Source organism: Flavobacterium proteolyticum (assembly GCF_015223105.1).
In the GTDB taxonomy this organism is placed as follows: domain Bacteria; phylum Bacteroidota; class Bacteroidia; order Flavobacteriales; family Flavobacteriaceae; genus Flavobacterium; species Flavobacterium proteolyticum.
The window spans coordinates 162,913-188,514 of record NZ_JADFTZ010000001.1; the positions used below are offsets into that span (position 1 = coordinate 162,913).

Here is a 25,602-nt window from a genome sequence, read left to right on the forward strand (position 1 = left end):
TCTATTTTTTAAATAATGGATACAATCTTCCCGCTTCTGAAGTATCAACATTTTGAATTTGGTAAGTTGCACCATCAACAGATTTTACAACCAAATGTTTCGGATTTTCATCATCTTCAATAGAAAAATTACCGCTTTGTAAATACTTCCCCTCTTGGTAAAATGAAATTTTAAACTTGTTGTCTTTAACCCAAAATATTTTTGTTGGTGATTCCAATTTTATAGCATCATGCCATTCATGTTTTGCAAAATCATCTAAATAAAATCCTTTCACAAAATGCACGGATTGATCCACTTCATTAAAAATTACCAAACTAGAATGCTCTGGTGTATCAGTTAATTCTACTACTTTTTCAAAATCGTTATCATATGAATCTTGAATTTCAATTGCACCTTCTTCACCTTTTAAAACCGATAAATAATCTTTTCTAGTGTAGGCAACTTTTTGATATTGTTGTACTAAAGAATCTTTCTCTCTAAAAGCTTTATAGTGTTTTTTAATGAAATCTAAATCTAATTCCGTACTTCCAGAAGCTGTTCCATCTGCATAGGTGATTTTCGCAAATGCAAAGGAATTATCATCAGGCAATGCTGGAATCACTTTTGCAATTTTTATTCGATTGTTCTTTGCATCAAATTCGTAATTAAAATCTATTCGGGAGCTGTCGTCATAAACTTGAGATATCACATTTCTAAAATTGTCATAAGAATATTTCGTAGTCGAATTAAAATCCTCTGAAACCATGTTTTTTTCAATCAGCAACCCATCTTTATAAATTTCTTTTGTAAAATCACTTCCTGAACCATCGTTACTTTTATTAATTTTGGTATAACTTTTTTTATCAATATAGTCTTGGTAAAAAATGGTTTCCGAAGGTTCATCATCTGCATTTAATTCCACTTCTTTAATTAAATTTCCTTTTTTATCGTATTCGTAAGTAGTAGATGACATGTGTTCAACAATTACTTTTTTCAACTTTCCTTTTTCGTACTGAAATAGAAATCTGATTGGATGACCAAAGTCTCCTATAATTGGTTTATAATTGATTTCTTTCAGTGTTGAGTCGGAATTATAAACATATAAATACTCACCTGAAATCTTTTCTTCTTGATAAATATTTTCTAAAATTTGCCTTTGAACATAGGTATTTTTAATCTCGGTTATGTAGTAGTTCTCTTTAACAAATTTGTTTTGATTTTTATCAAACATATAGAGGGATTCTTCCACTTTTACCACATCATCAGAATAACCAAAATCGGAAGTTCTAAATTGTTGTTGGGCAAAACTGAATACCGAAAAAAAGATTAAGACTAGGTTTTTCATTATTTTGAGATTAATTCTAATGGATAAATTACTAAAGCTTGCATTTGATCTAAATGAGGAACAAAGAATTTTTCTTTACCATTTTCTGCTATCACTAATGTATTGCCATCAATTCCTTTATGAAGTTTGTATTGAGACGATTCTACGACATTTCCTTTTTCAAGAATAAAGAAATTCCAATCGGTATTTACTACAATGTATTTTCCTGTTGGTGAATTATAGGTAACCGTTTCATACCATTCATTTGATTTGTAAGCGTTAGTAAATAATCCAAACAGCACTACTGTTTCATTGGTTTTGGCATCGTAGAAAAACATATCTTTTTGTTCAAAAATCAAACTTTCTTTTGGATTGATGGGAACAATTTGTCCTTTACTATTTTTTACTTCGTAATGTGTTGGGCCAGTTTTCATAACCTTGTACTTTTCTTTTGGATTTTTATTCATCGGCATTAAAAGAATTGGCTGCTGAATCCCTTTTGTAAAATAAGGCGCAAAAGTTGTGCTTCCTGAAGTAGTTCCATCTTTAAAAGTTATTTTTGAAAATTTAGAGTATAAATCGGCTGCATCATTACTTCGCTCTTTGATAACATTCCCTTTTTCATCATAAGCATAAACAGTTTCATACAGATAATTAGCATTACTTGATGATTTTATAAGATTTCCATAAACATCATATTCTAAATTATAAAATGTTTCTTTACTATCTTTTGCACTAATATGCTTATAGGCTATTTTATTCCCGCTTTTGTATTCACCTTCTTCTGAAAATAACAATTCATTTTTTTGAGATTGATAATACTTTAAATTGTACTTATAACTCTTAGGATTAATATAGTTAAAAAATGTTCTTTCCTCATCTATTGCATTACCTGTCTTCTTAACCCATTTTATTAAATTTCCTTTTTTATCATAAGTAAAATCCTCTGATATGGAAGCTTCAGTATTTCTATCCATAAAAATTTTGACTAGCTTTCCACTTTTATCATAGAAAAATTGTTTTGGATATCTTCCTTCGGCTTCAATTTTTAATAATTGCCCTTTTTGATCGTAAGTGAATTTTTCAACTTTATTCATAACTCCACCAAAAATCCCTGATTCTTGATGGGTTCTCTGAACTAATTTCCCTTCTTGAAATTCTAAAATTTCAGTTTCTGAAACTTCAAAATTTTTAATTGCCGCATTGTATTTATATTCAACAGATTCATATTTCGTTACATCTTTCGAGAGGTGAAAATCGGAAGTTAGATGCTTTTCTTGAGCAAATCCAAAGGCAAAAAATAGACTAAAAACAACTCCTAAACGCATAACTAATTATTTAAAAATTCTAATGGATAAAATGTTTCGAAGCCTTTTGAATTCAAATCGCGAATGATGTATTTATCAATTCCTGCTTCTTGAACGATGAAATCATCTTCTTTTTGAGTTTTCACTAATTTATACAATGACATATCAAGCAAAACTCCGTTTTGTATCACAAAGAACTCAGGTGCTTCAGAAAAAATCCAATATAAACCTGTTGGAGATGGTAATTCTTCCATACTGTACCACTCACCTATTTTAACCTCATCATTGTAGAAGTTTTTCAACAATACCGATTTTTTAAATAAAATATCATAGACTAAAATGTCATTTTTACTTTTTACAGCTTCCACATCATTTGTGATTTCCTCACCATTTGCATCTTTAATAGTAAAAGTATTTCCTTCATTTTTTTTGATTTTGTAGGTTGAAGTGGTTAAAGCTTTTAAGTCGTTAAGTGCTTTGTTCAGTTCTTCTCCTGTAACTTCATTAAACGTATAGCTAACTTCATATGAAGCCGATTTAGGTTCGTATTTTTTAACGTAGTTAGCATCAAATTCTACATTTCCTTCTGTTTTTCCATTAGTGTAAGTCGCTTTTGCAAAAGTGAAATAATTGGTATCGGGCATTCCGTCAAAACCTTGCTGAATTACTCTTGATTTTAGTACATTTCCTTTTGCATCATAAACATAATTATTAGTCCATGTTTTACCTTCTGAAGTTTGAGATACTTGATTTCCTAATTTATCATACGTATAAGATGATTCTCCTTGATAATATTCGCTGATTAACTTTTCTCTGATCATAAAACCATTCTTAAACCATTCTTCATCAGTTCCTTGTTCGGTTTCATTATAGCACTTGTTATTTTTTTTATAATACGTTCCTGGAGCAGTGTAATTACTATAAGCAATTTTTCCTACTAAAGCTCCATCTTCATACAACATTTCTTTACTAAGGTTTCCTTTATTATCATATTCGTATGTACTTCTGGAATTAGAATCTCCATCTTTAATTCTCTCAACGATTTTTCCATTTTTATAAATAAATTTTTCAGTAGAGAAATTTCCGGAACTTAATGTTTCAATACTTTCTAATTGCCCGTTTTTGTAATTGAATGTATTTACACTTTCTACATAAATAAAATAATTCATTACATTTTCAATTTTTGTGACTAATCCTTTATTTAAGTAAATTGTTTTTTTACTGCACATTTGATATTTATTTTGAGCAGAGTCAAAGAAAAATTCTTGTGTTTCGTATTTCGTTACATCAGATGTTAACTGAAAATCAGCTGCTTTATATTTTGTAATTTGAGCATTCGTAAAATTGATTACAAATACTGCTATAAGTGTGATTATTTTTTTCATTTTTATTTAGATTAAAAGTTATACTGAGCACCAAATCCAACTTGACTTGTTTTGAAGGAAGAAGTGCCACCATTTGCATTTGTCCATGAATATTTACCAAAATCAAACATGGCATTAACAATCCATTTTTCACTATCAGAGCGATAAATTTGAGGTTGAAATCCCCATCCAAAATAGCGCATAGTTCTGTTAACAGTTTGATCATTAAAATCATATTCGTCTATGTAAGCCGTTTCTGTAATTTTACCAAAACCAAGACCGTAATCAAAGTGTAAGCTACTAATAGATGAAACCAAAGCAATTCCAATAGGAAGCTCTATTGCAAAAGGTAAATTTTTTGGCATAATTTTTTCAAGACCTTTAAAAACATCGCCTTGAAAACTTAGTGGGTAAATACGAGCCTTTAAATTAGGAACTGATACTTTTAATTCGGTTAAAGCATCATTAGATAAAAAATTAGCCCAATCTTGTCCTGCAACTCCTGCAAGTTTTACCCCAAATTTTGTAGATTTATTATAAGACAAATGATAGCCAACTTCAGTTTGTAAAAGCAATTGCATTGACTTTCCTTTACCAGCGACATTTCCTAAATCGCCCGCTGGCTTAGAAAAGGAAGTTCCTAAATTAAATTTTACAGATAAATTACTCTCTTTTTCTTGAGCAAAAGACAAGTTAAATAGAAAATAAGCCAGAAATAATAATCCTATTTTTTTCATAATTTCTTCAGAATTAGTTCAACATTTTTTGTTCTTAATTATGAAGTAAAATTATGAGGAAGAAGAACGTAAAGAAATACGTAGAAATTCGTATATTAATTCAATTATGACAAATTGAGTATTATTCGAATAAAAAACTCTTTCTACAGTTCTCGATACAATTTTTAAGAGTAAAAATTAGCATTTTAACTCTTAAAAATCACTCGAAGTGACGGTAGCGTGATTACTATTCAAATCCCCAATAGAAAAACTAAAAATTTACGGTAATAACTTTCGGTTATATCAATTTATTATTTTTTGCTTTTTGGATGGCTTCTAATTTATTGTGCACCTGAAGTTTGGTGTAAATATTTTCAACATGTTTACGAATCGTTCCGGGTGATAGAAACAAATTTTCGGCAATTGCATTGTATTTTAATCCTTTGCTTAATTGTTCCAACACTTCAATTTCTCTTGAAGTTAAACTGATTTCTTCTTTGGTGATTGAATCATCAAAAACTAAAGGTTCGCGTAATAACTTGAGTGTTTTTAATGCAATGGAAGGTGTCATTCCAGCACCACCGGATAAGGTTTCTTGAATTCCGTTATACAATTCTTGTGGATTCACTTCTTTTAAAAAATAACCATCAGCTCCTGCTTTTATGGCTTTGAAAATGTTCTCATCATTATCAAAAACCGTTAGCATGATGATTTTGATTTGTGGAAATTTTGATTTGATGATTGCTGTTGCTTCAATACCATTCATTTTTGGCATTTCGATATCCATCAGAATTAAATCGAGGTTGTGATTTTTTTCTAATTTTTCAATGATATCTTGACCGTGAATGGCTTTCATTCGCACCTCAACATCTGCGAAAAAACTCAATTTATCTTGTATCGTTTTTTGCAAAAATGTATTATCGTCAACTATAGCAATTCGAATCATAGATTATTTATTTAGTGAAATTGTAATTTGAGTTCCTTTTGTAAGTTCGGATTTGATTTTAAAAACGCCACCAATTTCTTCTATACGCTTTTGCATGTTTACAATACCATTTCCTAAATCGATTGTGTCTAAATCGAAACCTTTTCCGTTGTCTGAAATATCAATTACAATTCCATTTTCATTTGGTTGTACTTGAACTGAAACTCCCGTTGCATCAGCATATTTAATGGCATTATTAACCGCTTCTTGAATGGTTCGATACAAATTAACTCCTTCTAAAGAGGAAAACTTGCTATTTTTCAAACTTTCATCAACTGAAAATTTAAATGTTGTATTTTCCTTTACCGATTGCGCTTTTTCGATGAAATTATAAATTCTAGAACTTAAATCATCAAACGTAAATTCGTTAGCATTCATGGCCCAAATGGTATCGCGAAGTTCTACAATCGTAGTTTTTGTAAAATCGCTAATCTTGGTCAAATGATTTTTTATAGACGTTTCCATCGTTGGAAATCCGAATTTTAAATTCTCAACCGAAGAAATAATGAATGTCAATTGCGCTCCAATATTATCATGTAAATCTCTTGAAATCGCCAATCGTTGTTCGTGTAATTTATTTTGATTTTCGATTTGGGCAATAGCCGATTGCAATTCAAATTCTTGCTTTTGTTGCATATTTTTCAAACGTTGTTGACGGTAAATTAAAAATCCAACAATTGCAATGAAAAAAGCTAACAAGGAAAGAATAATAATCGTTGTAGTTTTCTTTTTCGCTTCGGCTTCTTTTTGTAACAGTTGCTTTTCTTTTTTGGCCGTTTGGTATTTAGTTTCTAATTCTGCTGTTTCTTCTAAGACAGATGATTTCAATTTATCATCTTTCAAATTGGTGTATTGATTGAAATAAAAAGCACTACTATCTTTCATTTCTTGATACATACAAACCAAAGTCAACTTCTTGTAGGTTTCTAATAAATATCGGTCAGACTCATATTCTTTGTGAATCTTTTTAACTTGCAATAATAGTTCGTATGCTTCGCTATACTTTTTTTGTTTGATAAAATCTTCCGATTTTGATAACATTACATTCGTTTGCTCAATTTCAGAATTTAATTCTTTTAAAAGTTTCTCTGAAATTTGGTAATACTTTTTCGCGTTTTCCGAATTTCCTTTTGCCGAGTGCACTGCGCCAATACGCTGATTTAAAGTTGAAATTCCGAGATTATCTTTGCACGATTTGCAATTTTCAAGACTTGTTTTGTATGAATTCAAGGCTTTTAAAGTATCTTTTTTATCCAAATACACATCGCCTAATGAAAGATAGGTATGACACAAACCTTGCTTCATGTCGTTTTTCTTTAAAAAATCGGTTGATTCTTCTAAATATTTAATGGCTTTTGGAAAGTTCTTCATTTCGAAGAAAATCAAACCTAGATTCCCTTTAGTCAAACTTACAATCGTATCGTTTTTACCATCAAAATATTGAATTGCTTCTATAAAATATTTTGTCGCAGGTACATAATCTTGCTTGCTTGCCAATACATTTCCGATATTGATTTTTGCTTTAGCAACGCCCTCAAAATCTTTATTAGCAGTTCTAATTTGAATGGCTTTTTGATAACTTTCTTCCGATTTTTTGAAGTTTTCTTTGCGTAAATAAACACCACCTAAGTTAGAATAACTTTGAGAAATGAGTTGGTGCTTTTTTGTTTTTTGAGCAAACAACAACGCTTTTTCCCCATAAACTAATGCAGAATCAAGCGAAACATCGATATAATCCCAAGTTAAATCCGAACATATTTGAGTAGTTCTTTCTAAATTAGGTTTTGATTTTAATTCTTTCTTTAACGTTGTAATATGTTGTTGCAAATCTTGTGCAAAACCAAAACAACTCATTAAAACCAATAAAAAAGCATATTTTTTCATTTAAATATTAGGTTCTATTGTTATCTAAAAGTACTAAATTATTTCTTAGAAAGTAACTCAAATATTCTTTTTTGAAGCACAAAAATTTCTTCGCTTAATTTATTTATATCTGATTTATAATTGGATTGAAAATCAGTTGAAATCGATGCTTTATGATTCAATATTTCTTGCTTACTTGACAAACTATTAAATACCTCTTTTAATTGCTTCATCTTATGATAATGCATTTGCTTAATTCGTTTGTTAGCAATTATTAAAATTATCGCTAAGAGCAATAATAAGCACAAAACCACTACTATTATTTTATCCATAAAAAAAGTCATTAAATCAATTACAAATTTGACTTAATGACTTGGTTTTTTCAATACGAATAAATGCGTATTTAATTGATTATTTTGAGTTCTAAATCTTTATCGTTTTTTACGACATTTCCTTTGTATGATAATGTCCAGCCTAAAGAATTTGTTACAATCAACATTTTAGAAAGCTCGCTCAATAATCTATTTTGAGCATTTGTTTTTAAGGTAGATTTCTCGATTTTTTTCAACAAATTGGCTCTAGCAATTTTATTTATCTTATTATAATCGTCACCTGTAAACTCATTAAAAGTTGAGGATTCGGTGTCATAATATTTAAAATCAGGACTGATCTTTATTTCTTCCTTTGGGATATTAGTAATGGTTAAAACTTTGTTTTTTGCATCAATATCATACGTTACTTTGCTCAAGTCAAAACCAACAGTAACATCGGCATTAATTACCACCAATGCTTTTTTATCAAACGACAAACCTGGAATGTAGGTTTCTTTTTTGTCTTTGTACGTTAAAACTTCTGCAAAATGTCCTTCGGTTACTACTAATTTTCCAACATTTTTAATTTGAACTTGAATTAAATTGGTATCATATTCAATAGTTGTGGTATTTGCCTTTTTAGTAAAAAACTGATACGCCAAAAACCCAACAATCAAAAAAATCAACAAATAAATTAACTTTCCCGAACGCCCAATCGCTTGCACTAATGGAATAAGCATATTTTTTATTGCGGTTTCGGTAGAACTTGTTCGTGCCATGATTTAAATTTTACACGAAGATAGAAAAGTTACTTGAATTATTTTTCTAAAATAACAAACTCTACTCTACGGTTCAATTGTTTGCCTTCATCGGTATCATTTGTTGCAATGAATTTTGTTTCTCCGTATCCTTTTGCAGACAATCTGTCTTTTGCAATTCCTTTTCCTAACAAGTAATTCATAACAGCATTAGCTCGATTATTTGATAATGTTAAGTTATCTGCATCCGCTCCAACAGCGTCGGTATGACCCGAAATTTCAATCTTCATTTTGGAGTTTGATTTTAAAACCTGAAGTAATTTATCTAACTCACCATATGATTCTGCTAACAATTCGTATTTTCCTGAAGCAAAGAAGATATTGTTTAATCGAATGATTTCTCCTTTTTCAATTGGATTCAAATATAAATCTACTTCAATTTCTTTGTATTCCTTTAAATCTGACAAATCCACATTTTGGGTAACGGCGTAATATCCTTCTTTCTCCGCCATAAAACTGTACTTTTCGCCATAAGGTAATACGATAGAATAACTTCCGGTTGATGGATCTGAAATAGCGGTTCCTAATTCTTTATTGGTTTTAAGTGCGTTGTAAACAATTGGAGCACTCATTACTTTTTTCGTTTTGCTATCGTACACTTTTCCTTTAACTAAAGCAACAGGATCTTGTTTTACGGTATTATCAATTTCCCAAATATCTTGTTCTCTACCTACATAAGCCTTATCCCCTTTTGCTGAAAGAAAAATACTTAATTCATACCCTGGAGAATTGATGATATTTCCTAAATTTTCAGGTTTTGACCAATTTGTCCAAGAATCATCAAGTCGTTTACTTACAAACAAATCGTAATATCCGTATCCAGGATGTCCTTTACTTGCAAAATAAAGGGTTTTTCCATCAGCAGCTAAAAACGGATTGGTTTCATCTTCGAACGAATTTACAACATTCCCTAAATTTTTTGGTTTTGAAAATGTACCATCTTCTTTTACGTAACTCACAAAAATATCTTTTAAACCATGTCCTTCTGGACGTTCCACAGACATAAGTAAATGTTTGTTGTCGCTTGAAAGAAAATACCCCACATAATCATTTTTATTAACATAATCTTCTATAATCACATCTTTTGGAATTTCCCATCCTCGCAATCCTTTTTGAGCAATTGAAACCCCTGCTCCATTTGGAGAAACTCCATCAGATGCATATTTATTACCTAAAAGAAGCGTATTGTTGTCTGGAGATGAAGAAATTACAAAATTGTAATCTTTATTATTTAATGGTCTTCCAATGTTTTTTGCTTGTTCCCATTTTCCATTTCTATCTTTAACCGAATACCAAATATCGTCTTTATCGGTTTCAACGTTAGCTGGGTTGCTTTTTCTATCAAAATACAAGATGTTTCCATCTGCAGAAATTACCGGATTTGTTTCTTCAATCGTAGGACTTGAAACTGTTTCTGGTAATTTTAGCATTTTTAAATTCGAATTAAATTCTTTCACCACATTAATTGAAGATGGATATTCAATTACCTTAAAATCTTCAGCTAAAAGCGTAACCCCTGCATCTACAATAAATCCGAATCTACCTCCGTAATAAGAATTGTTTCCTGTTTGAAAAACTAGTTCATCATTTATAAATACTTTGTAAATATTCGCTCTTTTTTCAACTTTTACTTTGTTCTTCTTGTCTTTACCATTTACTTGTTTTGAAGGCTCCCATTTTTTATCATAATGGAAATCACTCGCATAATAATGATAAATTTGAAGTTGTTTATTGGCTGATAACTGCACAACTCGGTAATCTGAATTATCGCTATACATTCCCCAAACTAATCCATACGTAGCATACTCGTTTGGAGTTTTATCCAAAATTAAAGTGGCTTCAACATCAAAATCAGTAGCGGTACCATCATCAACAATTGCTTTCCAAACCCATTTTGAGTTTTTTTCATGATTGTTCTCCAATGTTAATTTACCTTTATTAACTGACGTTACAAAACCATCAGAATTTGATGACCAAGTGTTTTTATCATCATCAAAAGTATCATTGAATTTTACATTCTGTGCCAATCCAAAAGTGGAAACAAAGAAAAAAGTTAAAAGGGTAAAAGTAAATCGCATAATTGTAAAGATTTGATTGTATTAACTTTACAAATATAATTTTTTAGAATTAAGCTAGCATACGTAATATGCCGTATTTTATTTAAAAGGATGACGTTGTTGCCAATGCAATTCTGGCTCTAGTTTTTTAAAGATTTTACCAATAAATCGATTGATTAATTTATTGTTATGGTAGATGAAACCCGACATTTGAACAGGTGTTGCTCCGATAGAACTTTTAATTTCCAAAGCCGTTCTTCCGAAAATTATGCGTTTAAAGCCGTTTTCAATTCCATATTCGGTCATGTTGTACAACATATTTAAATATAACATGTTTTCTTTTTGAATGTGGTCGTTATACCCTAAGAAATAGGTTTCAAGTGTTTCATCATTTAGGAGTAACGTATGAAATCCGACTAATTCTTCATTTAAAAAATAACCAAAAATCTGGAATCGATTACCACATTGACCTTTTAATGTTGAAAAATGGTTTTTGGATAAGAAAAACGTATTAAAAGGTGCATTTTTAGCAACATAGTGATACAACTCATATATCTTCTCTTCATTTTGAAGCACTTCTTCGTAGGAAAGATTTTTTACTTGAATACCATCGATTTTTTTTCGAGCTCTTTTAAATTGATCGCGGTATTTTTTGGATAGTGCAGCTACATAATCGTCTAAGGATTTCCAATTTTCATCCAAATAGAAAATCATATTCGGTTGCGTATTGAATTCGTACATATTTGAAAAACGATACTTTTTCAACTCTACCGAACAATGATCATAAAAATCTTTAAACGAAACCAAGTGAATTGAAATTCCTTTTTTCTTGAAGTACAACGTTATTTCATCAGCACTTTGTAAAAGAATTTCACTTATATGATTGAAATCGATTTCCTTAGAAAAAACATAACCATTTTGCCCCGTAATCATGTTATTCCCAAGAAATAAAGTATGAGAAGCAAAATTTTTGAATATAAAATTACGAATAGCAGTTTTAAAGCATTTATCTCGTTCCCCGAAGGATTCTAACTTATTCAAGTCTAAATACTGCGCCAAAGAAACACCTATTAATTCTGAATTTTCAAAAATTCCAATATAAAAACACTCCATATTCACTGGAGCCGATTTTTCTAAAACCGTTAAATATGGAGTTTGGAGAAATACATTACTCTGAGCCACGATGTCCCAAAGATCAGGTAATTCTTTAACTGAATTAAATATTTTAAATGAAATTTTGTCCAATGTAAAAATAAAATCGCTCCACAAATGTAGAGCGATTCCTATATAATTAAATGTTAAAATTTAATTTATTTCCAACCACAGATAATAGCACCCATCAATGTCATTACCACAATCCAATAACCAGAAGTTATTGCTGCATATTTGAATGATTTTTGCTCAAATAAGCAATTAGTAGCAATTGTAGGAACTACAATGAATAAAGATGCAAAAAAACCATGCAATGCCCCATGACCAAAACTCCTAAACATGTGACCATGAACTTGCATGTAAGCTAAAAAAGCTTCATCTTTTTCATTTCCGCCAGCTAATTGTAAAGCACCTATTTGATGAATTACCAAAGTTGGCATCATAAACGCCAACATAAAAGCAAAAACAAATGTTAATCCGAAGATTTTTGCCATGTTTCCTTGTTTGGCTTTTTCTTCGGTCATCCCGATTTCATTCATCCAAATCGTTCCGAAAACTTTAGGATTGTACCAAACAAATCCAACAACAAAACTTGAGAGAGCCGCCACTAAAACAGCTAAAAAATTCATTTCCATAATTGATATAGTTTTTGGGTTAGTATATCAAAGATAGAAAAAATTTAACAATTGTTTATTCTGCTACAATTTTGCTTGCACTACGGTATAAAAACTCGTTATAAATGTGTCTTCTTGCAAAACGACTTGGAGACTCAGCATTAACCATTTTAATGTAGGTTACTTTTGGTACACTAAAATATTCGTAATTACTTCCATCTAAAAATGAAATATACAACACTCCATTATCCATATAAAAATCTTGAATATTTACAGTAGAAGTAATTCTTTGGTAAACCTCTTTATTTTTTTCTTGTGTTTCAGGAGCAATACTAACCAAAAAATGGTATGCCTCAATAATATTTTTACTTCTTTCTTCTGCAGCTAAACGCTCCACTGGATCAGCAATAGTATCAGGATGATCTTCTTTCATACTATTTCTGTAAATGGTTTTTAATTCTTTCAACGTAGCTGTTTTAGTAACATCAAGTAACTTTCTGTACTCGGCAATTTTCTTTGGATTCATAATTTTTTAAAATAAAGGTGCAAAAGTAGTGTTTTATTATTTAATCAAGCAACAAAAAAACAAACATAATCAATTGTTAATGAATTAATTAAATAAAAAAAGCCCCACATTTCTGTGAAGCTTAGTAGCGGGAACAGGACTCGAACCTGTGACCTTCGGGTTATGAGCCCGACGAGCTGCCTACTGCTCTATCCCGCGATGTACGGTTGTAATTCAATAAATTCTTAGTAGCGGGAACAGGACTCGAACCTGTGACCTTCGGGTTATGAGCCCGACGAGCTGCCTACTGCTCTATCCCGCGATTTGTGAGTGCAAAGGTACACTCTTTATTTAAAATTACAAGTCTTTTTTAAAAATAATGTTTTCTTTCTACTATTTCAGGCGTTATCACTACCTTTGTACCCATAAATTTATTGAAATGGAGCACAGAGCAGGTTATGTAAATATCATTGGAAATCCGAATGTAGGGAAATCAACTCTTATGAATGCGTTTGTAGGCGAGCGTCTTTCTATTATTACATCGAAAGCACAAACTACAAGACACCGTATTCTAGGAATTGTAAATGGAGATGATTTTCAAGTTTTATTTTCAGATACGCCAGGAATTATAAAACCAGCGTATGAGTTACAAAATTCGATGATGGATTTTGTAAAATCGGCTTTTGAAGATGCTGACATTTTAGTTTATATGGTGGAAATTGGAGAAAAAGAATTAAAAGACGAAGCGTTTTTTAATAAAATTATACACTCTAAGATTCCGGTTTTGTTATTATTGAACAAAATTGACAAATCGAATCAAGAGCAATTAGATGAGCAAGTTCAATTGTGGAAAGAAAAAGTTCCTAATGCCGAAATTTATCCCATTTCTGCTTTAGAAAACTTTAATGTTCAAACGGTTTTTGATCGAATTATCGAATTACTTCCAGTTTCTCCAGCGTTTTATCCAAAAGATGCTTTGACTGATAAACCAGAACGTTTCTTTGTAAACGAAACCATTCGTGAGAAAATCTTGTTGAATTATGATAAAGAAATTCCGTATGCTGTAGAAATTGAAACGGAAGAATTCATTGAAGACGACAACATTATTAGAATTCGCGCCGTAATCATGGTAGAACGCGATACACAAAAAGGAATCATCATCGGTCACAAAGGTGCCGCTTTAAAGAAAGTTGGAATTCAAGCCCGTGAAGATTTAGAGAAATTCTTTGGTAAACAAATTCACTTAGCTACTTACGTTAAAGTGAATAAAGATTGGAGAAGCAACGAACGTCAGCTGAGACGTTTTGGGTATAATCAAAAATAAGAAAAAAGAGCAAAGAATAAAGATAAAAGACGCCTGATGAATGTTCATCAGGTTTTTTTATTCCAAAACTTTATACATCAAATCTTCTAATTCGTGCATTTGTGATACACCGCGTTCTCGGTTTAATCGTGCCATAAAATAGAGCGAAAACCAAAACACAACCATAATTCCCATAATGCTAAAATCTAAAACCGTGGATTGTTTTAGCGACCAATGCGTGTAAGCCATCATAGCAAAAACTAAAAACAATCCTGCGATGATAAAGTGTAAAAACATAAAAAGCGTCCACAATAATTGCTCGGGTCCGAACAAACCTTTTACGGTGGTTTTACCTTCGTTTGCTTCTAGTTCCAAATGTAAAAAAGGCGAATAGTATTTTCGTTTTTCTTTACTGAAATAAAAATATAGATGCTCGTCTATGATTTTGATTTGGTAATCCGATTTTAATTCAGACTTTAACGTTTTGGCTCTTTCTAAAATTTCCGCAACACTTTTTTTTGATTCGACTTCAAATTTTGGGCGAAGTGCAATGCTTTTTTCAGGTTCCATTTCTTCTGATTTTAAAGCTAATATATACATTTTTAACAAATGTTGAACAAATTTCGCACCCTAGCCCAAATAAAAACGGAAACCCCGCAAATTTTTGATCTATTTTTTCTTTTTATTTGGCCTGCGACCTTAGAAGCTGACCGAATAAAATTAGAAAAAAAGAGCTAAAATTGTGGAGTTGTAGTGAATAGCTGGAAAAAGCTCCAAAAAAAATCGTACTTTTGCCGATTCAAAATAAGATTATGAACAATATTGTTGCCATTGTAGGAAGACCAAATGTTGGAAAATCCACATTTTTTAACCGTTTAATTCAGCGAAGAGAAGCTATTGTTGACTCGGTAAGCGGTGTTACGCGTGATAGAAATTATGGAAAAAGTGAGTGGAACGGAAAAGAATTTTCGGTAATTGACACCGGAGGTTATGTAAAAGGTTCGGATGATATTTTTGAAGGTGAAATTCGTCGTCAAGTAGAGTTAGCTATTGACGAGGCGGATGCTATTGTTTTTGTAGTTGATGTTGAGGAAGGCATTACACCAATGGATGATGAAGTGGCAAAATTACTTCGTAAAGTTAAAAAACCAGTTATTTTAGTTGTAAATAAAGTGGATAACGCCATGCGTGAAAAAGACGCAGTAGAATTCTACAATTTAGGATTAGGCGATTATTTTACGATTTCGGGAATGAGTGGAAGCGGAACAGGTGAATTACTTGATAAAATTGTAGAAGTTTTACCAGAATTACCAGATGCAGTTGAAGAGGAAAATCCGTTACCAAGATTTTGTGTAGTGGGAAGACCAAATGCTGGAAAATCATCATTCATTAATGCTTTAATTGGTGAAGACCGATTTGTGGTGACTGACATTGCAGGAACAACTCGTGATGCAATTGATACGAAATATAATCGTTTTGGATTCGAATTCAACTTAGTAGATACAGCCGGAATTAGACGTAAAGCGAAAGTAAAAGAAGATTTAGAATTTTATTCGGTAATGCGTTCAGTAAGAGCCATTGAGCATAGTGATGTATGTTTATTAGTTATTGATGCGACTCGCGGATTTGAAGGACAAGATCAAAGTATTTTTTGGTTGGCAGAGAAAAACCGTAAAGGAATCGTAATCTTAGTGAACAAATGGGATTTGGTTGAAAAAGACACCATGTCGACTCGCGATTACGAAAGAAAAATTAGAGAAGAAATTGCTCCTTTTACTGATGTGCCGATTTTATTCGTTTCGGCTTTAACCAAACAACGTTTATTAAAAGCATTAGAAACAGCCGTAGAAGTTTTTGAAAACAGAAAACAACGCATTTCTACTTCTAAATTCAATGAATTGATGTTGCCAATTATTGAAGCAACTCCACCACCGGCATTAAAAGGAAAATACATTAAGATTAAATATTGTATGCAGTTGCCAACACCAACACCTCAGTTTGTGTTTTTTGCCAACTTGCCGCAATATGTAAAAGATCCGTACAAACGTTTTATTGAAAATAAATTAAGAGAAAACTACAATTTTAGTGGTGTTCCAATTGATATTTATTTCAGACAGAAATAATTGAAAAAACCGAAGCATTAACTTCGGTTTTTTTGTGGTTTTTGTTAAATTATTCGTAAGAAAATTTTTAATTACACAATAAATATTTTATTTCGCTGTTAATTATAACTTAAACTAATTAACAACTTTCATGTTTCAGAAAATCGCCTGTTTTGCTTTGTTTTTATTCTCAATCTTGAGTTTTGGCCAAAGTAATATTTCTTTAAAAGGAAAAATTATTGACAAAAACACTTCCGTTCCTTTAGAATCTGCTACAATATATTTAAAATCCGTTAAAGATTCAACTGTTGTTGATTACACAATTTCAGATAAAAATGGAAATTTTGAAATCAAAACGAAGAAAAATGAAAATCCAATATATTTTAAAATATCCTACATTGGTTATACAGATTACACTGAAAAATTAGAAAATTTAAATAAAGACAAAGATTTTGGTTTTATTAAATTAACTGAAAATGTAAGCACTTTAAATGAGGTTGTAGTTCAATCAGAAGCTCCTCCTATTACGATTAAAAATGACACATTAGAATTTAATGCATCATCTTTTAAAGTTCGCCCAGATGCCAATGTAGAAGCTTTATTAAAACAACTTCCTGGAGTAGAAATAGATGAAGAAGGTAAAATCACAGTGAATGGAAAGGAAGTAAACAATATTTTAGTCAATGGAAAGCCTTTCTTTGGAAAAGACGGAAAAATTGCCACTCAAAATTTACCTGCTGAAATAATTAGTAAAGTTCAAGTCACTGACACCAAAACGAAAGAGCAAGAGTTATCAGGACAAAACGCAACTTCAGACGAAAAGACCATTAATTTAACCATTCAAGAAGATAAAAATAAAGGTGTTTTTGGTAAAGCTAATGTTGGTTATGGAACAGATGAACGATATGAATCGAGTTTACTTTTTAATTATTTCAAGGATACGCAAAAAATAAGTGTCTTAGGCTCGTCAAATAACATCAACTCTATAGGCTTTTCAATGGATGAGATTTTTGACAACATGGGTGGCGGAAGAAATCGTTCCATTTGGGTAAACGACAATGGTAGTTTTGGGATTAATGGAATGCAATTTGGAGGTAATAACGGAATTACTCAATCTAATATGCTAGGTGTAAATTTTGCAGATGAATGGGCAAAAAAGAAAATCAATCCAAACGGAAGTTACTATTATTCAAACGCAGAAACCAACAATAAAAATCGAACCAATAGAATCAATTTGCTCCCTACGGGCAACACAAACACATTTGCCGAATCTACATCAAAATCGATTACAGATGGACATAACATTGCTACAGATTTTGAAATAAAATTAGATTCTACTTCAACCCTATACATTAGCCCAAGTTTTTCTAAAAGCGATATTAAAAATCGTAATTCAGGTTTTGATACCACATTTGATGATACTGGAGCAGCACTTAATCAAAATACAAGTGATAATAATTCTTCGAGTCAAAACAATACTTTTAAAAACAACATTTATTTCTACAAAGGATTAAAGAAAAAAGGAAGAGGAATTAGTGCATCCATAAATAATGAAAACAACAAAAATGATTCTGAATTAATTACTAAAACTACAACAACCTTTTTTCAATCTGGCAACTCTGATGACGATAGAAATCAATTTAGGATTGATGCTTCTAAAAAAGATAATTTTAAAGCAAAAATTGGATATTCAGAGCCATTAAGAGATTCACTTATTTTTAATTTTGAAGTTTTTTACGATTATAAAAAGGCTAAAGATTTAAGAACTACTTATGATTTTGATAATGGATTCAACACATACTCCATTTACAATGATTTGCTTTCAAATACTATAACTTCAACAACATCTTCGGTAACTCCAATGGTTGGAATTAGTTTGCAAAAAAAGAAAATTAGAGGTAGCCTTTCTATGGGAACTGAAATAATTAATTTTAACAACCAATCTACTTATTTAAACAACACCACTAAAGTCAATAAAAGCTATATGTATCCTAATATGAATGGATATATAAGTATAACATTGGGTAAATCAAAATCGCTTTATAGTTACTATTCTTATGAAGTAAATTTACCTAGTGCTAATCAAATTTTACCCTTTCAAAATTTAGGCAATCCGTTAAACACATTCATAGGAAATGCAGATTTAAAACCAAATGAAAATTATTCATTTTATGCCAACTTTAATAATTATGATTATGCATCGAAAAGTGGTTTTTATGCGTACTCAGGAGGCGATTATAATGTTAATCAAATTGTAGCTTCTACTACTTATGATAGCGACTTTAAAGCAACCACAACTTATCAAAATATAGACAAAGCTTACAACACCTATATTGGTTTTAGTTTAAACAAATCGCTAAAGAAAGAAAAAAGAACGTTTAAATATGGTTTTGGAATGCAATTGGGTTATAATTATGATCAAGGATTGACCAATTCAGAATTATTTGAATCTAAGGGATTGACATTAAACCCAAGAGTTAATTTATCATGGTCAATTGATGAAATGATTACGATTAGCCCATCGTATAGATACACCTATATTACCAATGATTATACCAACTATATTATAGATAACACTAAAAACTTTAAGCACAGTGCGAAGTTAGAAATAACAAGTTATTGGCCTAAAAAAGTGGTACTAGGAAGTGATTTTGGCTATAATTACAACTCCAATATTGCTGCTGGATTTCAAAAAGATTTCTACTTATGGAACTTGAGTTTAGGATACAACTTTTTTGAAAACAAACTATTAGCAAAAGTAAAAGTTTATGATGTTCTAAACCAAAATATTAGTGCAACACGAACCATTACACCTACTGCCATTAGAGATATGGAAAACACTGTTTTACAACAATATGCTATGTTTTCTTTAACCTACAAATTAGATAAATTTGGAGGCAAGAAAAAAGATGGAGGTTTAATAATTATGAATTAAACAAAAAAACTCGTTAGCAATACTAACGAGTTTTTTGTTTTTCAAGTACAAGCTCAAAAATCAAGTACAAGTTTATTTTCGCTTTGCTAAAAGAAAGCCTACTTTGTAGGAGATTCCTCTTTCATCGGAATGACAAAGTTTGAAGTCAAATTTTTGATTACCAACTTCCGCCAGCGCCACCACCTGAGAAACCGCCACCGCCGAAGCCGCCGCCAAATCCTCCAGATGAACCACCACCAAAGCTTCCACCACCAAAACCTCCGTTTCCTCTTCCGAGGCTACTTAGAATGATGATGTCGCCCAAATCTAAACCGCTGCCACCTCTATAATTTCCGCCTCCTTTATTTCCTCTGGAAGCTAAAACAATAAGAATGATAATGAAAACAACAATTAAGATAAAAGGCAAAGGATTACTCGATTCTTTTCTAGAACCTTTGTATTTTCCTTTTAAAACTTCGAAAATAGCATCGGCACCTTTGTCTAAACCTTTGTAATAACTTCCAGCTTTGAACTCGGGAATGATGATATTTCGGATAAGTTCTCCGTTGATTCCTGCGGTTAATCTGTCTTCTACTCCATATCCTGGTGCAATCCAAATTTCTCTATCGTTTTTGGAAAGTAAAATCAGAATTCCATTATCCTCTTTTGCTTGGCCAATTCCCCATTCGTGTGCCCATCTTGGAGTTAAAATTCCTATAGATTCTCCTTTTAAATCATCAATCGTTATCACTACAATTTGAGTCGTAGTGGAATCGGAATAGCGAACTAATTTGTTCTCTAATTCTTTTTCTTCTGTCGGATTTAAAACATCGGCATAATCATACACACTCGTTTGAAATGACGGAACTTTAGGAATTGTAAATTGGGCATTAACGTAAATTCCAGAAAGGAAAAATACTAGTATAATTAGTTTTTTCATATTAACCTCTCGAAATTTCGTTAGACAATTCATTGGTATCATCCGATTGATAAGGGAAATATTTTTTCAATCGTTCGCCAGCTCTTAGAATACCTTCGACCAAGCCTTTTTTGTAATTTCCTTCTTTGAAATTAGCAATTACGACATCTTTTGTACAATCCCAAAAATCAGCTTCTACCACTTTATCGATGCCTTCATCTCCAATGATAGCAAACTTTTTATCGGCTACACCAACATAAAACAGCACTCCGTTTCGTTCTTGTGTTTCGTGCATGTGGAGTTCAAAAAAAACCTCCTGAGCTCGGTCAAGAGGTGATTTTTCTGTGTGTTCTTCTAAATGCACTCTGATTTCTCCCGAAGTGTTTTTTTCCGCTTCAATAATCGCTTGAACAATTTCTTGTTCGTCTGCTTTTGATAAGAAATCTTCTGTTTTAGACATTATTTTTTCTCGTTATTAAAGTCAAATTCTACGTCAACTGGTTTTTCAGCACCTGCAACCGCTTTAAACAACGCTTTTTCTTTGTAATCAGACAAAATAAAACTTCTAGGTATTTTTAACACATAGTTATTATATTTTTCTACAGCTTCATTAAAACGAGTTCTAGCTGTTAAAATTTGATTTTCTGTACTTGTTAATTCATTTTGAAGCATTCTGAAATTTTCATTTGCTCTTAACTCTGGATATTTTTCAACGGTTACTAATAATCTTGATAAAGCTGAAGAAACTCCACTTTGTGCTTGATTAAATTGCTCAAACTGTTCGGGAGTTATATTTGTTGGATCAACTGTAACTGATGTTGCTTTAGCTCTAGCTGAAATCACAGCTTCTAAAGTAGATTTTTCAAAATCAGCCGCACCTTTCACAGTTTTAACTAAATTTCCAATAAGGTCATTTCTTCTTTGGTACGACGTTTCTACATTTCCCCATTCTTTTTTTACAGCCTGGTCAACAGTAACTGCACCATTTTTAACACTTACATACCAAAATACAAGGACTAATAATAATCCACCACCGATAATAAAAGGCAAAAATTTTCTCATCATTTTTTAAGTTTTAAAAGTTTATTAATTGTTTATAGTTGATTTTTAATGGTATTCAATTGTGCTTTGATTGTTTCTAATTTGCTGATAATTTCAAATTTATCTAGCGTTTTTTTCTGACCTTCTTTCAAATGCGTTTTGGCACCTTCTAAGGTAAATCCGCGCTCTTTTACCAAATGATAAATCAATTGCAAATTCTTTACATCTTCTGGTGTGAACATCCGATTTCCTTTGGCGTTTTTCTTTGGTTTTAGAATATCAAATTCTTTATCCCAAAAACGAATCAAAGACGCATTCACGTTAAACGCTTTGGCTATTTCGCCAATGCTGTAATATCTTTTATTTGGTGCTAATTCTAAATGCATTTTTTAAATTCATTTTTTAATTTTTGGAACACTGATTTAAGAAATTTATGAAATTTAAATAATATAATCACTCCCAACTTCCATCTCCTAACTCTAATCCAGTGATTGATTTTCTTGGTTAGCCAATTTTGAAATTTCTATATATTCTTTAGCTGAAATACTTCCATAATAGAAATTCAGGGGATTTACACGTTCACTGCCTTTGAAAACTTCATAGTGCAAATGGGGTGCCTGACTTCTTCCTGTACTTCCCACATAACCAATAATATCCCCACGTTTTACTCTTTGTCCAGGACGACAATTATATTTACTCAAATGCGCATACAATGTTTTGTATCCATAACCGTGATTAATTTCAATATGATTCCCATAACCTGATAACGATGCATCTGCTTTGTACACAACTCCATCACCTGTGGCGTAAATTGGTGTTCCGGTTCTTGCTGTGAAATCCATTCCGTAATGGAATTTTCTAATTTTCGTAAATGGATCACTTCGATAACCATAACCCGAAGCCATTTGTTTCAGATCTTCATTCTTAACAGGTTGAATTGCTGGAATAGCTGCTAATAATTTCTCTTTCTGTTTCGCCAAAGCCACAATTTCGTCTAACGATTTCGATTGAATTACCAATTCTTTCGTTAAAATATCCACTCGCTTTGTAGTGTTTTCCATTAACTCCGAATTATTAAAACCTTGCAAATCTTTGTATCGGTTAACACCACCAAATCCTGCTTTTCGTTCTTCTTCTGAAATAGGCGTTGAGTTAAAATAAATTCGGTAAATATTGTTATCTCTACTTTCAATTGCTTCTAAAACATCGTCCATCAAATCCAATTTTTTATTCAAAACGGTGTAATTTAATTTCAACGCTTCAATTTCTCTAGCTTGAATTTTATCTTTTGGCGTTTCAAAATAACTGGTATTAATCAATAGCAAAAAAATCAAAAATCCAAACAAAGCCGAAGACACCAAAAACAATATAACATAGCCAAACTTCTTCCTTTTTCTTGTCTGAATGCGCTTGTATGCTAAATTTTCTGAATCGTAATAATATTTTACCTTCGACATATATGAAAATATACTATTTTTGTGCCAAATTTATTGATTGACATAGGTTATACGAACAAATTTAAGAAATGTTTCATTCTTGAGCTATTTTATTTTTAGTTGGGCTATTTTTTTGAACGTTTCCTTTCGTTTCCGCATCACAATAAACAAATAAAAACAGATCTAAATTATTGATAATGAAATCGCAAGACATTCGTAAAGCATACCTTAATTTTTTTGAATCAAAAGGACATTTAATTGTTCCTTCTGCGCCAATCGTTTTAAAAGACGACCCAACTTTGATGTTCAACAACTCGGGAATGGCCCAATTCAAAGAATATTTCTTAGGCAATGGTACTCCAAAAAGTCCAAGAATAGCCGATACGCAAAAATGTCTTCGTGTTTCGGGAAAACACAATGATTTAGAAGATGTAGGTTTTGACACCTATCACCACACTATGTTTGAAATGCTAGGAAACTGGTCGTTTGGCGATTATTTCAAGAAAGAAGCATTGGCTTGGGCTTGGGAATTCTTAACTGAAGTATTAAAGTTAGACAAAGACCGTTTGTATGTTTCTGTTTTTGAAGGAAATCCAGCAGAGAACGTTCCATTTGACCAAGAAGCATTTGATATTTGGAAACAATACGTTTCGGAAGATCGAATCATTTTAGGAAATAAAAAAGACAACTTCTGGGAAATGGGTGACCAAGGTCCGTGTGGTCCATGTTCGGAAATTCATATCGATTTAAGAACTGACGCTGAAAGAAATGCTGTTTCAGGAAGAGAATTAGTAAATGCTGATCATCCGCAAGTTGTAGAAATTTGGAACAACGTATTTATGGAATTCAACCGCAAAGCCGATGGTTCGTTAGAAAAATTACCAGCGCAACACGTAGATACTGGAATGGGATTTGAGCGTTTGTGTATGGCAATGCAAAACGTAACTTCAAATTACGATACGGATGTTTTCACGCCGCTTATCGCGAAAGTTGAAGAAATTACAGGATTAAAGTACACTTCAAACGAAGTTAAAAACATATCAGAAGAGCAAAACAAAACGAACATTGCGATTCGTGTAATTGTGGATCACGTTCGTGCGGTAGCTTTTGCTATTGCTGATGGACAATTACCATCAAATACTGGCGCCGGTTATGTAATTCGTAGAATTTTACGTCGTGCGATTCGTTACGGATTTACGTTTTTAGGAACTAAAGAACCTTTCATTAATAAATTGGTTGAAGTTTTAGCGAATCAAATGGGTGAATTTTTCCCTGAGATTAAATCGCAACAACAATTGGTTACCAATGTAATTCGCGAAGAAGAAGCATCTTTCTTAAGAACATTAGAACAAGGATTACAATTATTAGATAAAGTAGTTGCGGAAACGTCAGGAAAAGAAGTTTCTGGAGAGAAAGTATTCGAATTGTACGATACTTTTGGTTTCCCGAAAGACTTAACGGCTTTGATTTTAAAAGAAAAAGGCTATTCGTTTAACGAAACAGAATTCGAAACCGAATTACAAAAACAAAAAGCGCGTTCTCGTGCAGCTTCTGAAGTAACTACTGACGACTGGAAAGTTTTAATTGACGGAAATGTAGAAACATTCGTAGGTTATGACCAAACGGAAAATAATGTTAAAATCACCAGAATTCGTAAAGTAGATTCTAAAAAAGATGGTGTTTTGTACCAAATTGTTTTAGATAATACGCCGTTCTATCCAGAAGGTGGTGGACAAGTTGGAGATAAAGGAACTTTAGTTTCAGCAAACGAAACGATTGAAATTATTGATACTAAGAAAGAAAATAACTTAATATTACATTTCGCAAAACAACTTCCTGAAAATGTTGAAGCAGGATTTATGGCAAAAGTAAATACCGATTTAAGAACTTCGACTTCTAAAAATCACTCGGCTACGCATTTGATGCATTTAGCTTTGAGAACGATTTTAGGAACGCATGTGGAGCAAAAAGGTTCGTTGGTAAATCCAAATTACTTGCGTTTCGACTTTTCGCATTTTTCTAAAGTTTCAGACGAAGAATTACGTCAAGTTGAAGCAAGTGTAAATCAACAAATCGAAGCGCAATTACAATTGGTAGAACACAGAAATATTCCAATCAAAGAAGCATTAGACAAAGGTGCAATGGCTTTATTTGGAGAAAAATATGGCGACAATGTTCGTATGATTGAATTTGGCGATAGTAAAGAATTATGTGGTGGAATTCACGTGAAAAACACCGCTGATATTTGGCATTTCAAAATTGTTTCAGAAGGAGCTGTAGCGGCTGGAATTCGTCGTATTGAGGCGATTACTGGTGATGCTGTGAAGGATTTCTACAAAAACCAAGAAAATACGTTAGCAGAAATCAAAGAAGTATTGAAAAATCCGCAAGATGTTTTAAAATCGGTAGCTTCTTTACAAGATGACAATGCGAAATTGAAAAAACAATTAGAGCAATTAGTTAAAGAAAAAATCGAAGGATTAAAAAATACATTGGTTGCTGATTTCCAAGAAATCAATGGAATTCAATTTTTAGCCAAACAAGTAGATTTATCCATGAGTTCGACTAAAGATTTAGCACAAGCTATCGGAACTTGTAAACCAAATGCGTTTGTGTTTTTAGCTTCTATTGAAGATAATGCTCCAAATATTCACTGCTACATTTCAAAAGAATTAGTTGCTGAAAAAGGATTAAATGCTGGAAACGTAATCAGAGAATTAGGAAAACTAATCGACGGAAATGGTGGTGGACAACCTTTCTTTGCATCTGGAAAAGGGAAAAATGTAGGTGGAATTAAAGAAGCGTTGGAGAAAGCAATAACATTTGTGAAATAAAATAGAAACATTCTATATTATAAAAAAACCTACATTGATACAAAATCTTTGTAGGTTT

At 31.8% G+C, this 25,602-nt stretch carries 22 protein-coding genes and 2 tRNA genes; 4 read left to right on the forward strand and 20 right to left on the reverse strand.

Features of this window, described 5'->3' with window-relative positions:
- Position 1 precedes the first annotated feature (1 nt).
- From IM755_RS00650 to IM755_RS00715, 14 genes are all read right to left on the reverse strand, one after another.
- A complete protein-coding gene (locus tag IM755_RS00650) occupies positions 2–1,324 on the reverse strand; it encodes a hypothetical protein (protein ID WP_194093157.1) in 1,323 nt (440 codons plus the stop codon).
- On the reverse strand, positions 1,324–2,631 hold the full coding sequence (locus IM755_RS00655; RefSeq protein ID WP_194093158.1) for a hypothetical protein: 1,308 nt from the start codon (positions 2,629–2,631) through the stop codon (positions 1,324–1,326). Before IM755_RS00655 ends, IM755_RS00650 begins: the two co-directional genes overlap by 1 nt.
- Positions 2,632–2,633: 2 nt before the next feature.
- Positions 2,634–3,995, reverse strand: a complete 1,362-nt coding sequence (locus IM755_RS00660) for a hypothetical protein (RefSeq protein ID WP_194093159.1) — start codon at positions 3,993–3,995, stop codon at positions 2,634–2,636.
- Between the two features lie 11 nt (positions 3,996–4,006).
- Positions 4,007–4,711, reverse strand: coding sequence for a hypothetical protein (locus IM755_RS00665; RefSeq protein WP_194093160.1), 705 nt, complete (start codon positions 4,709–4,711; stop codon positions 4,007–4,009).
- Between the two features lie 277 nt (positions 4,712–4,988).
- On the reverse strand, positions 4,989–5,636 hold the full coding sequence (locus IM755_RS00670; protein ID WP_194093161.1) for a response regulator: 648 nt from the start codon (positions 5,634–5,636) through the stop codon (positions 4,989–4,991).
- Positions 5,637–5,639: 3 nt separating this feature from the next.
- Positions 5,640–7,559, reverse strand: a complete 1,920-nt coding sequence (locus IM755_RS00675) for an ATP-binding protein (protein ID WP_194093162.1) — start codon at positions 7,557–7,559, stop codon at positions 5,640–5,642.
- Positions 7,560–7,597: 38 nt separating this feature from the next.
- A complete protein-coding gene (locus IM755_RS00680; RefSeq protein WP_194093163.1) occupies positions 7,598–7,870 on the reverse strand; it encodes a hypothetical protein in 273 nt (90 codons plus the stop codon).
- A gap of 71 nt (positions 7,871–7,941) precedes the next feature.
- Positions 7,942–8,628 (reverse strand): DUF4230 domain-containing protein, encoded by a 687-nt coding sequence (locus tag IM755_RS00685; protein ID WP_317172417.1) that lies wholly within the window; start codon positions 8,626–8,628, stop codon positions 7,942–7,944.
- A gap of 38 nt (positions 8,629–8,666) precedes the next feature.
- Positions 8,667–10,745 carry an OmpA family protein gene (locus IM755_RS00690; RefSeq protein ID WP_194093164.1) on the reverse strand — a complete coding sequence of 693 codons (2,079 nt, stop codon included), beginning with the start codon at positions 10,743–10,745 and terminating at the stop codon, positions 8,667–8,669.
- A 78-nt stretch (positions 10,746–10,823) separates the two neighbouring features.
- Positions 10,824–11,969, reverse strand: a complete 1,146-nt coding sequence (locus tag IM755_RS00695) for a GNAT family N-acetyltransferase (RefSeq protein WP_194093165.1) — start codon at positions 11,967–11,969, stop codon at positions 10,824–10,826.
- 65 nt (positions 11,970–12,034) lie between these two features.
- Complete coding sequence (locus IM755_RS00700; RefSeq protein WP_194093166.1) at positions 12,035–12,511, reverse strand: DUF1761 domain-containing protein; 477 nt, start codon at positions 12,509–12,511, stop codon at positions 12,035–12,037.
- Between the two features lie 55 nt (positions 12,512–12,566).
- Positions 12,567–13,016 (reverse strand): KTSC domain-containing protein, encoded by a 450-nt coding sequence (locus IM755_RS00705; RefSeq protein ID WP_194093167.1) that lies wholly within the window; start codon positions 13,014–13,016, stop codon positions 12,567–12,569.
- A 125-nt stretch (positions 13,017–13,141) separates the two neighbouring features.
- Positions 13,142–13,214 (reverse strand) — tRNA-Met (locus IM755_RS00710).
- A gap of 30 nt (positions 13,215–13,244) precedes the next feature.
- Positions 13,245–13,317, reverse strand: a tRNA-Met gene (locus IM755_RS00715).
- Between the two features lie 117 nt (positions 13,318–13,434).
- Between IM755_RS00715 and era the strand changes: the two genes are divergently transcribed.
- Entirely contained in the window at positions 13,435–14,319 is an 885-nt protein-coding gene (gene era, locus IM755_RS00720; protein WP_194093168.1) for a GTPase Era, read from the forward strand.
- 57 nt (positions 14,320–14,376) lie between these two features.
- On the opposite strand, the gene IM755_RS00725 is transcribed toward era, so the two are convergent.
- A complete protein-coding gene (locus IM755_RS00725) occupies positions 14,377–14,898 on the reverse strand; it encodes a hypothetical protein (protein WP_228063868.1) in 522 nt (173 codons plus the stop codon).
- Between the two features lie 212 nt (positions 14,899–15,110).
- On the opposite strand from IM755_RS00725, the gene der reads away from it, so the two are divergent.
- Positions 15,111–16,421, forward strand: coding sequence for a ribosome biogenesis GTPase Der (der, locus tag IM755_RS00730; protein ID WP_194093169.1), 1,311 nt, complete (start codon positions 15,111–15,113; stop codon positions 16,419–16,421).
- Positions 16,422–16,551: 130 nt separating this feature from the next.
- Positions 16,552–19,335, forward strand: coding sequence for an outer membrane beta-barrel protein (locus IM755_RS00735; RefSeq protein WP_194093170.1), 2,784 nt, complete (start codon positions 16,552–16,554; stop codon positions 19,333–19,335).
- Between the two features lie 157 nt (positions 19,336–19,492).
- Here IM755_RS00735 and IM755_RS00740 read toward each other — a convergent pair whose 3' ends face one another.
- The 5 genes from IM755_RS00740 to IM755_RS00760 form a co-directional block, all read right to left on the reverse strand.
- Positions 19,493–20,254, reverse strand: coding sequence for a TPM domain-containing protein (locus IM755_RS00740; RefSeq protein WP_194093171.1), 762 nt, complete (start codon positions 20,252–20,254; stop codon positions 19,493–19,495).
- A gap of 1 nt (position 20,255) precedes the next feature.
- Positions 20,256–20,693 carry a TPM domain-containing protein gene (locus IM755_RS00745; RefSeq protein ID WP_194093172.1) on the reverse strand — a complete coding sequence of 146 codons (438 nt, stop codon included), beginning with the start codon at positions 20,691–20,693 and terminating at the stop codon, positions 20,256–20,258.
- Positions 20,693–21,295: a LemA family protein gene (locus tag IM755_RS00750; protein WP_194094426.1), complete on the reverse strand. Its 603-nt coding sequence runs from the start codon at positions 21,293–21,295 to the stop codon at positions 20,693–20,695. Before IM755_RS00750 ends, IM755_RS00745 begins: the two co-directional genes overlap by 1 nt.
- Positions 21,296–21,327: 32 nt before the next feature.
- Positions 21,328–21,660 (reverse strand): MerR family transcriptional regulator, encoded by a 333-nt coding sequence (locus IM755_RS00755; protein WP_026724163.1) that lies wholly within the window; start codon positions 21,658–21,660, stop codon positions 21,328–21,330.
- 93 nt (positions 21,661–21,753) lie between these two features.
- Positions 21,754–22,731 (reverse strand): M23 family metallopeptidase, encoded by a 978-nt coding sequence (locus IM755_RS00760; protein WP_194093173.1) that lies wholly within the window; start codon positions 22,729–22,731, stop codon positions 21,754–21,756.
- Positions 22,732–22,907: 176 nt separating this feature from the next.
- Between IM755_RS00760 and alaS the strand changes: the two genes are divergently transcribed.
- A complete protein-coding gene (gene alaS, locus IM755_RS00765; protein ID WP_194093174.1) occupies positions 22,908–25,544 on the forward strand; it encodes an alanine--tRNA ligase in 2,637 nt (878 codons plus the stop codon).
- The last annotated feature ends 58 nt before the right edge of the window (positions 25,545–25,602 follow it).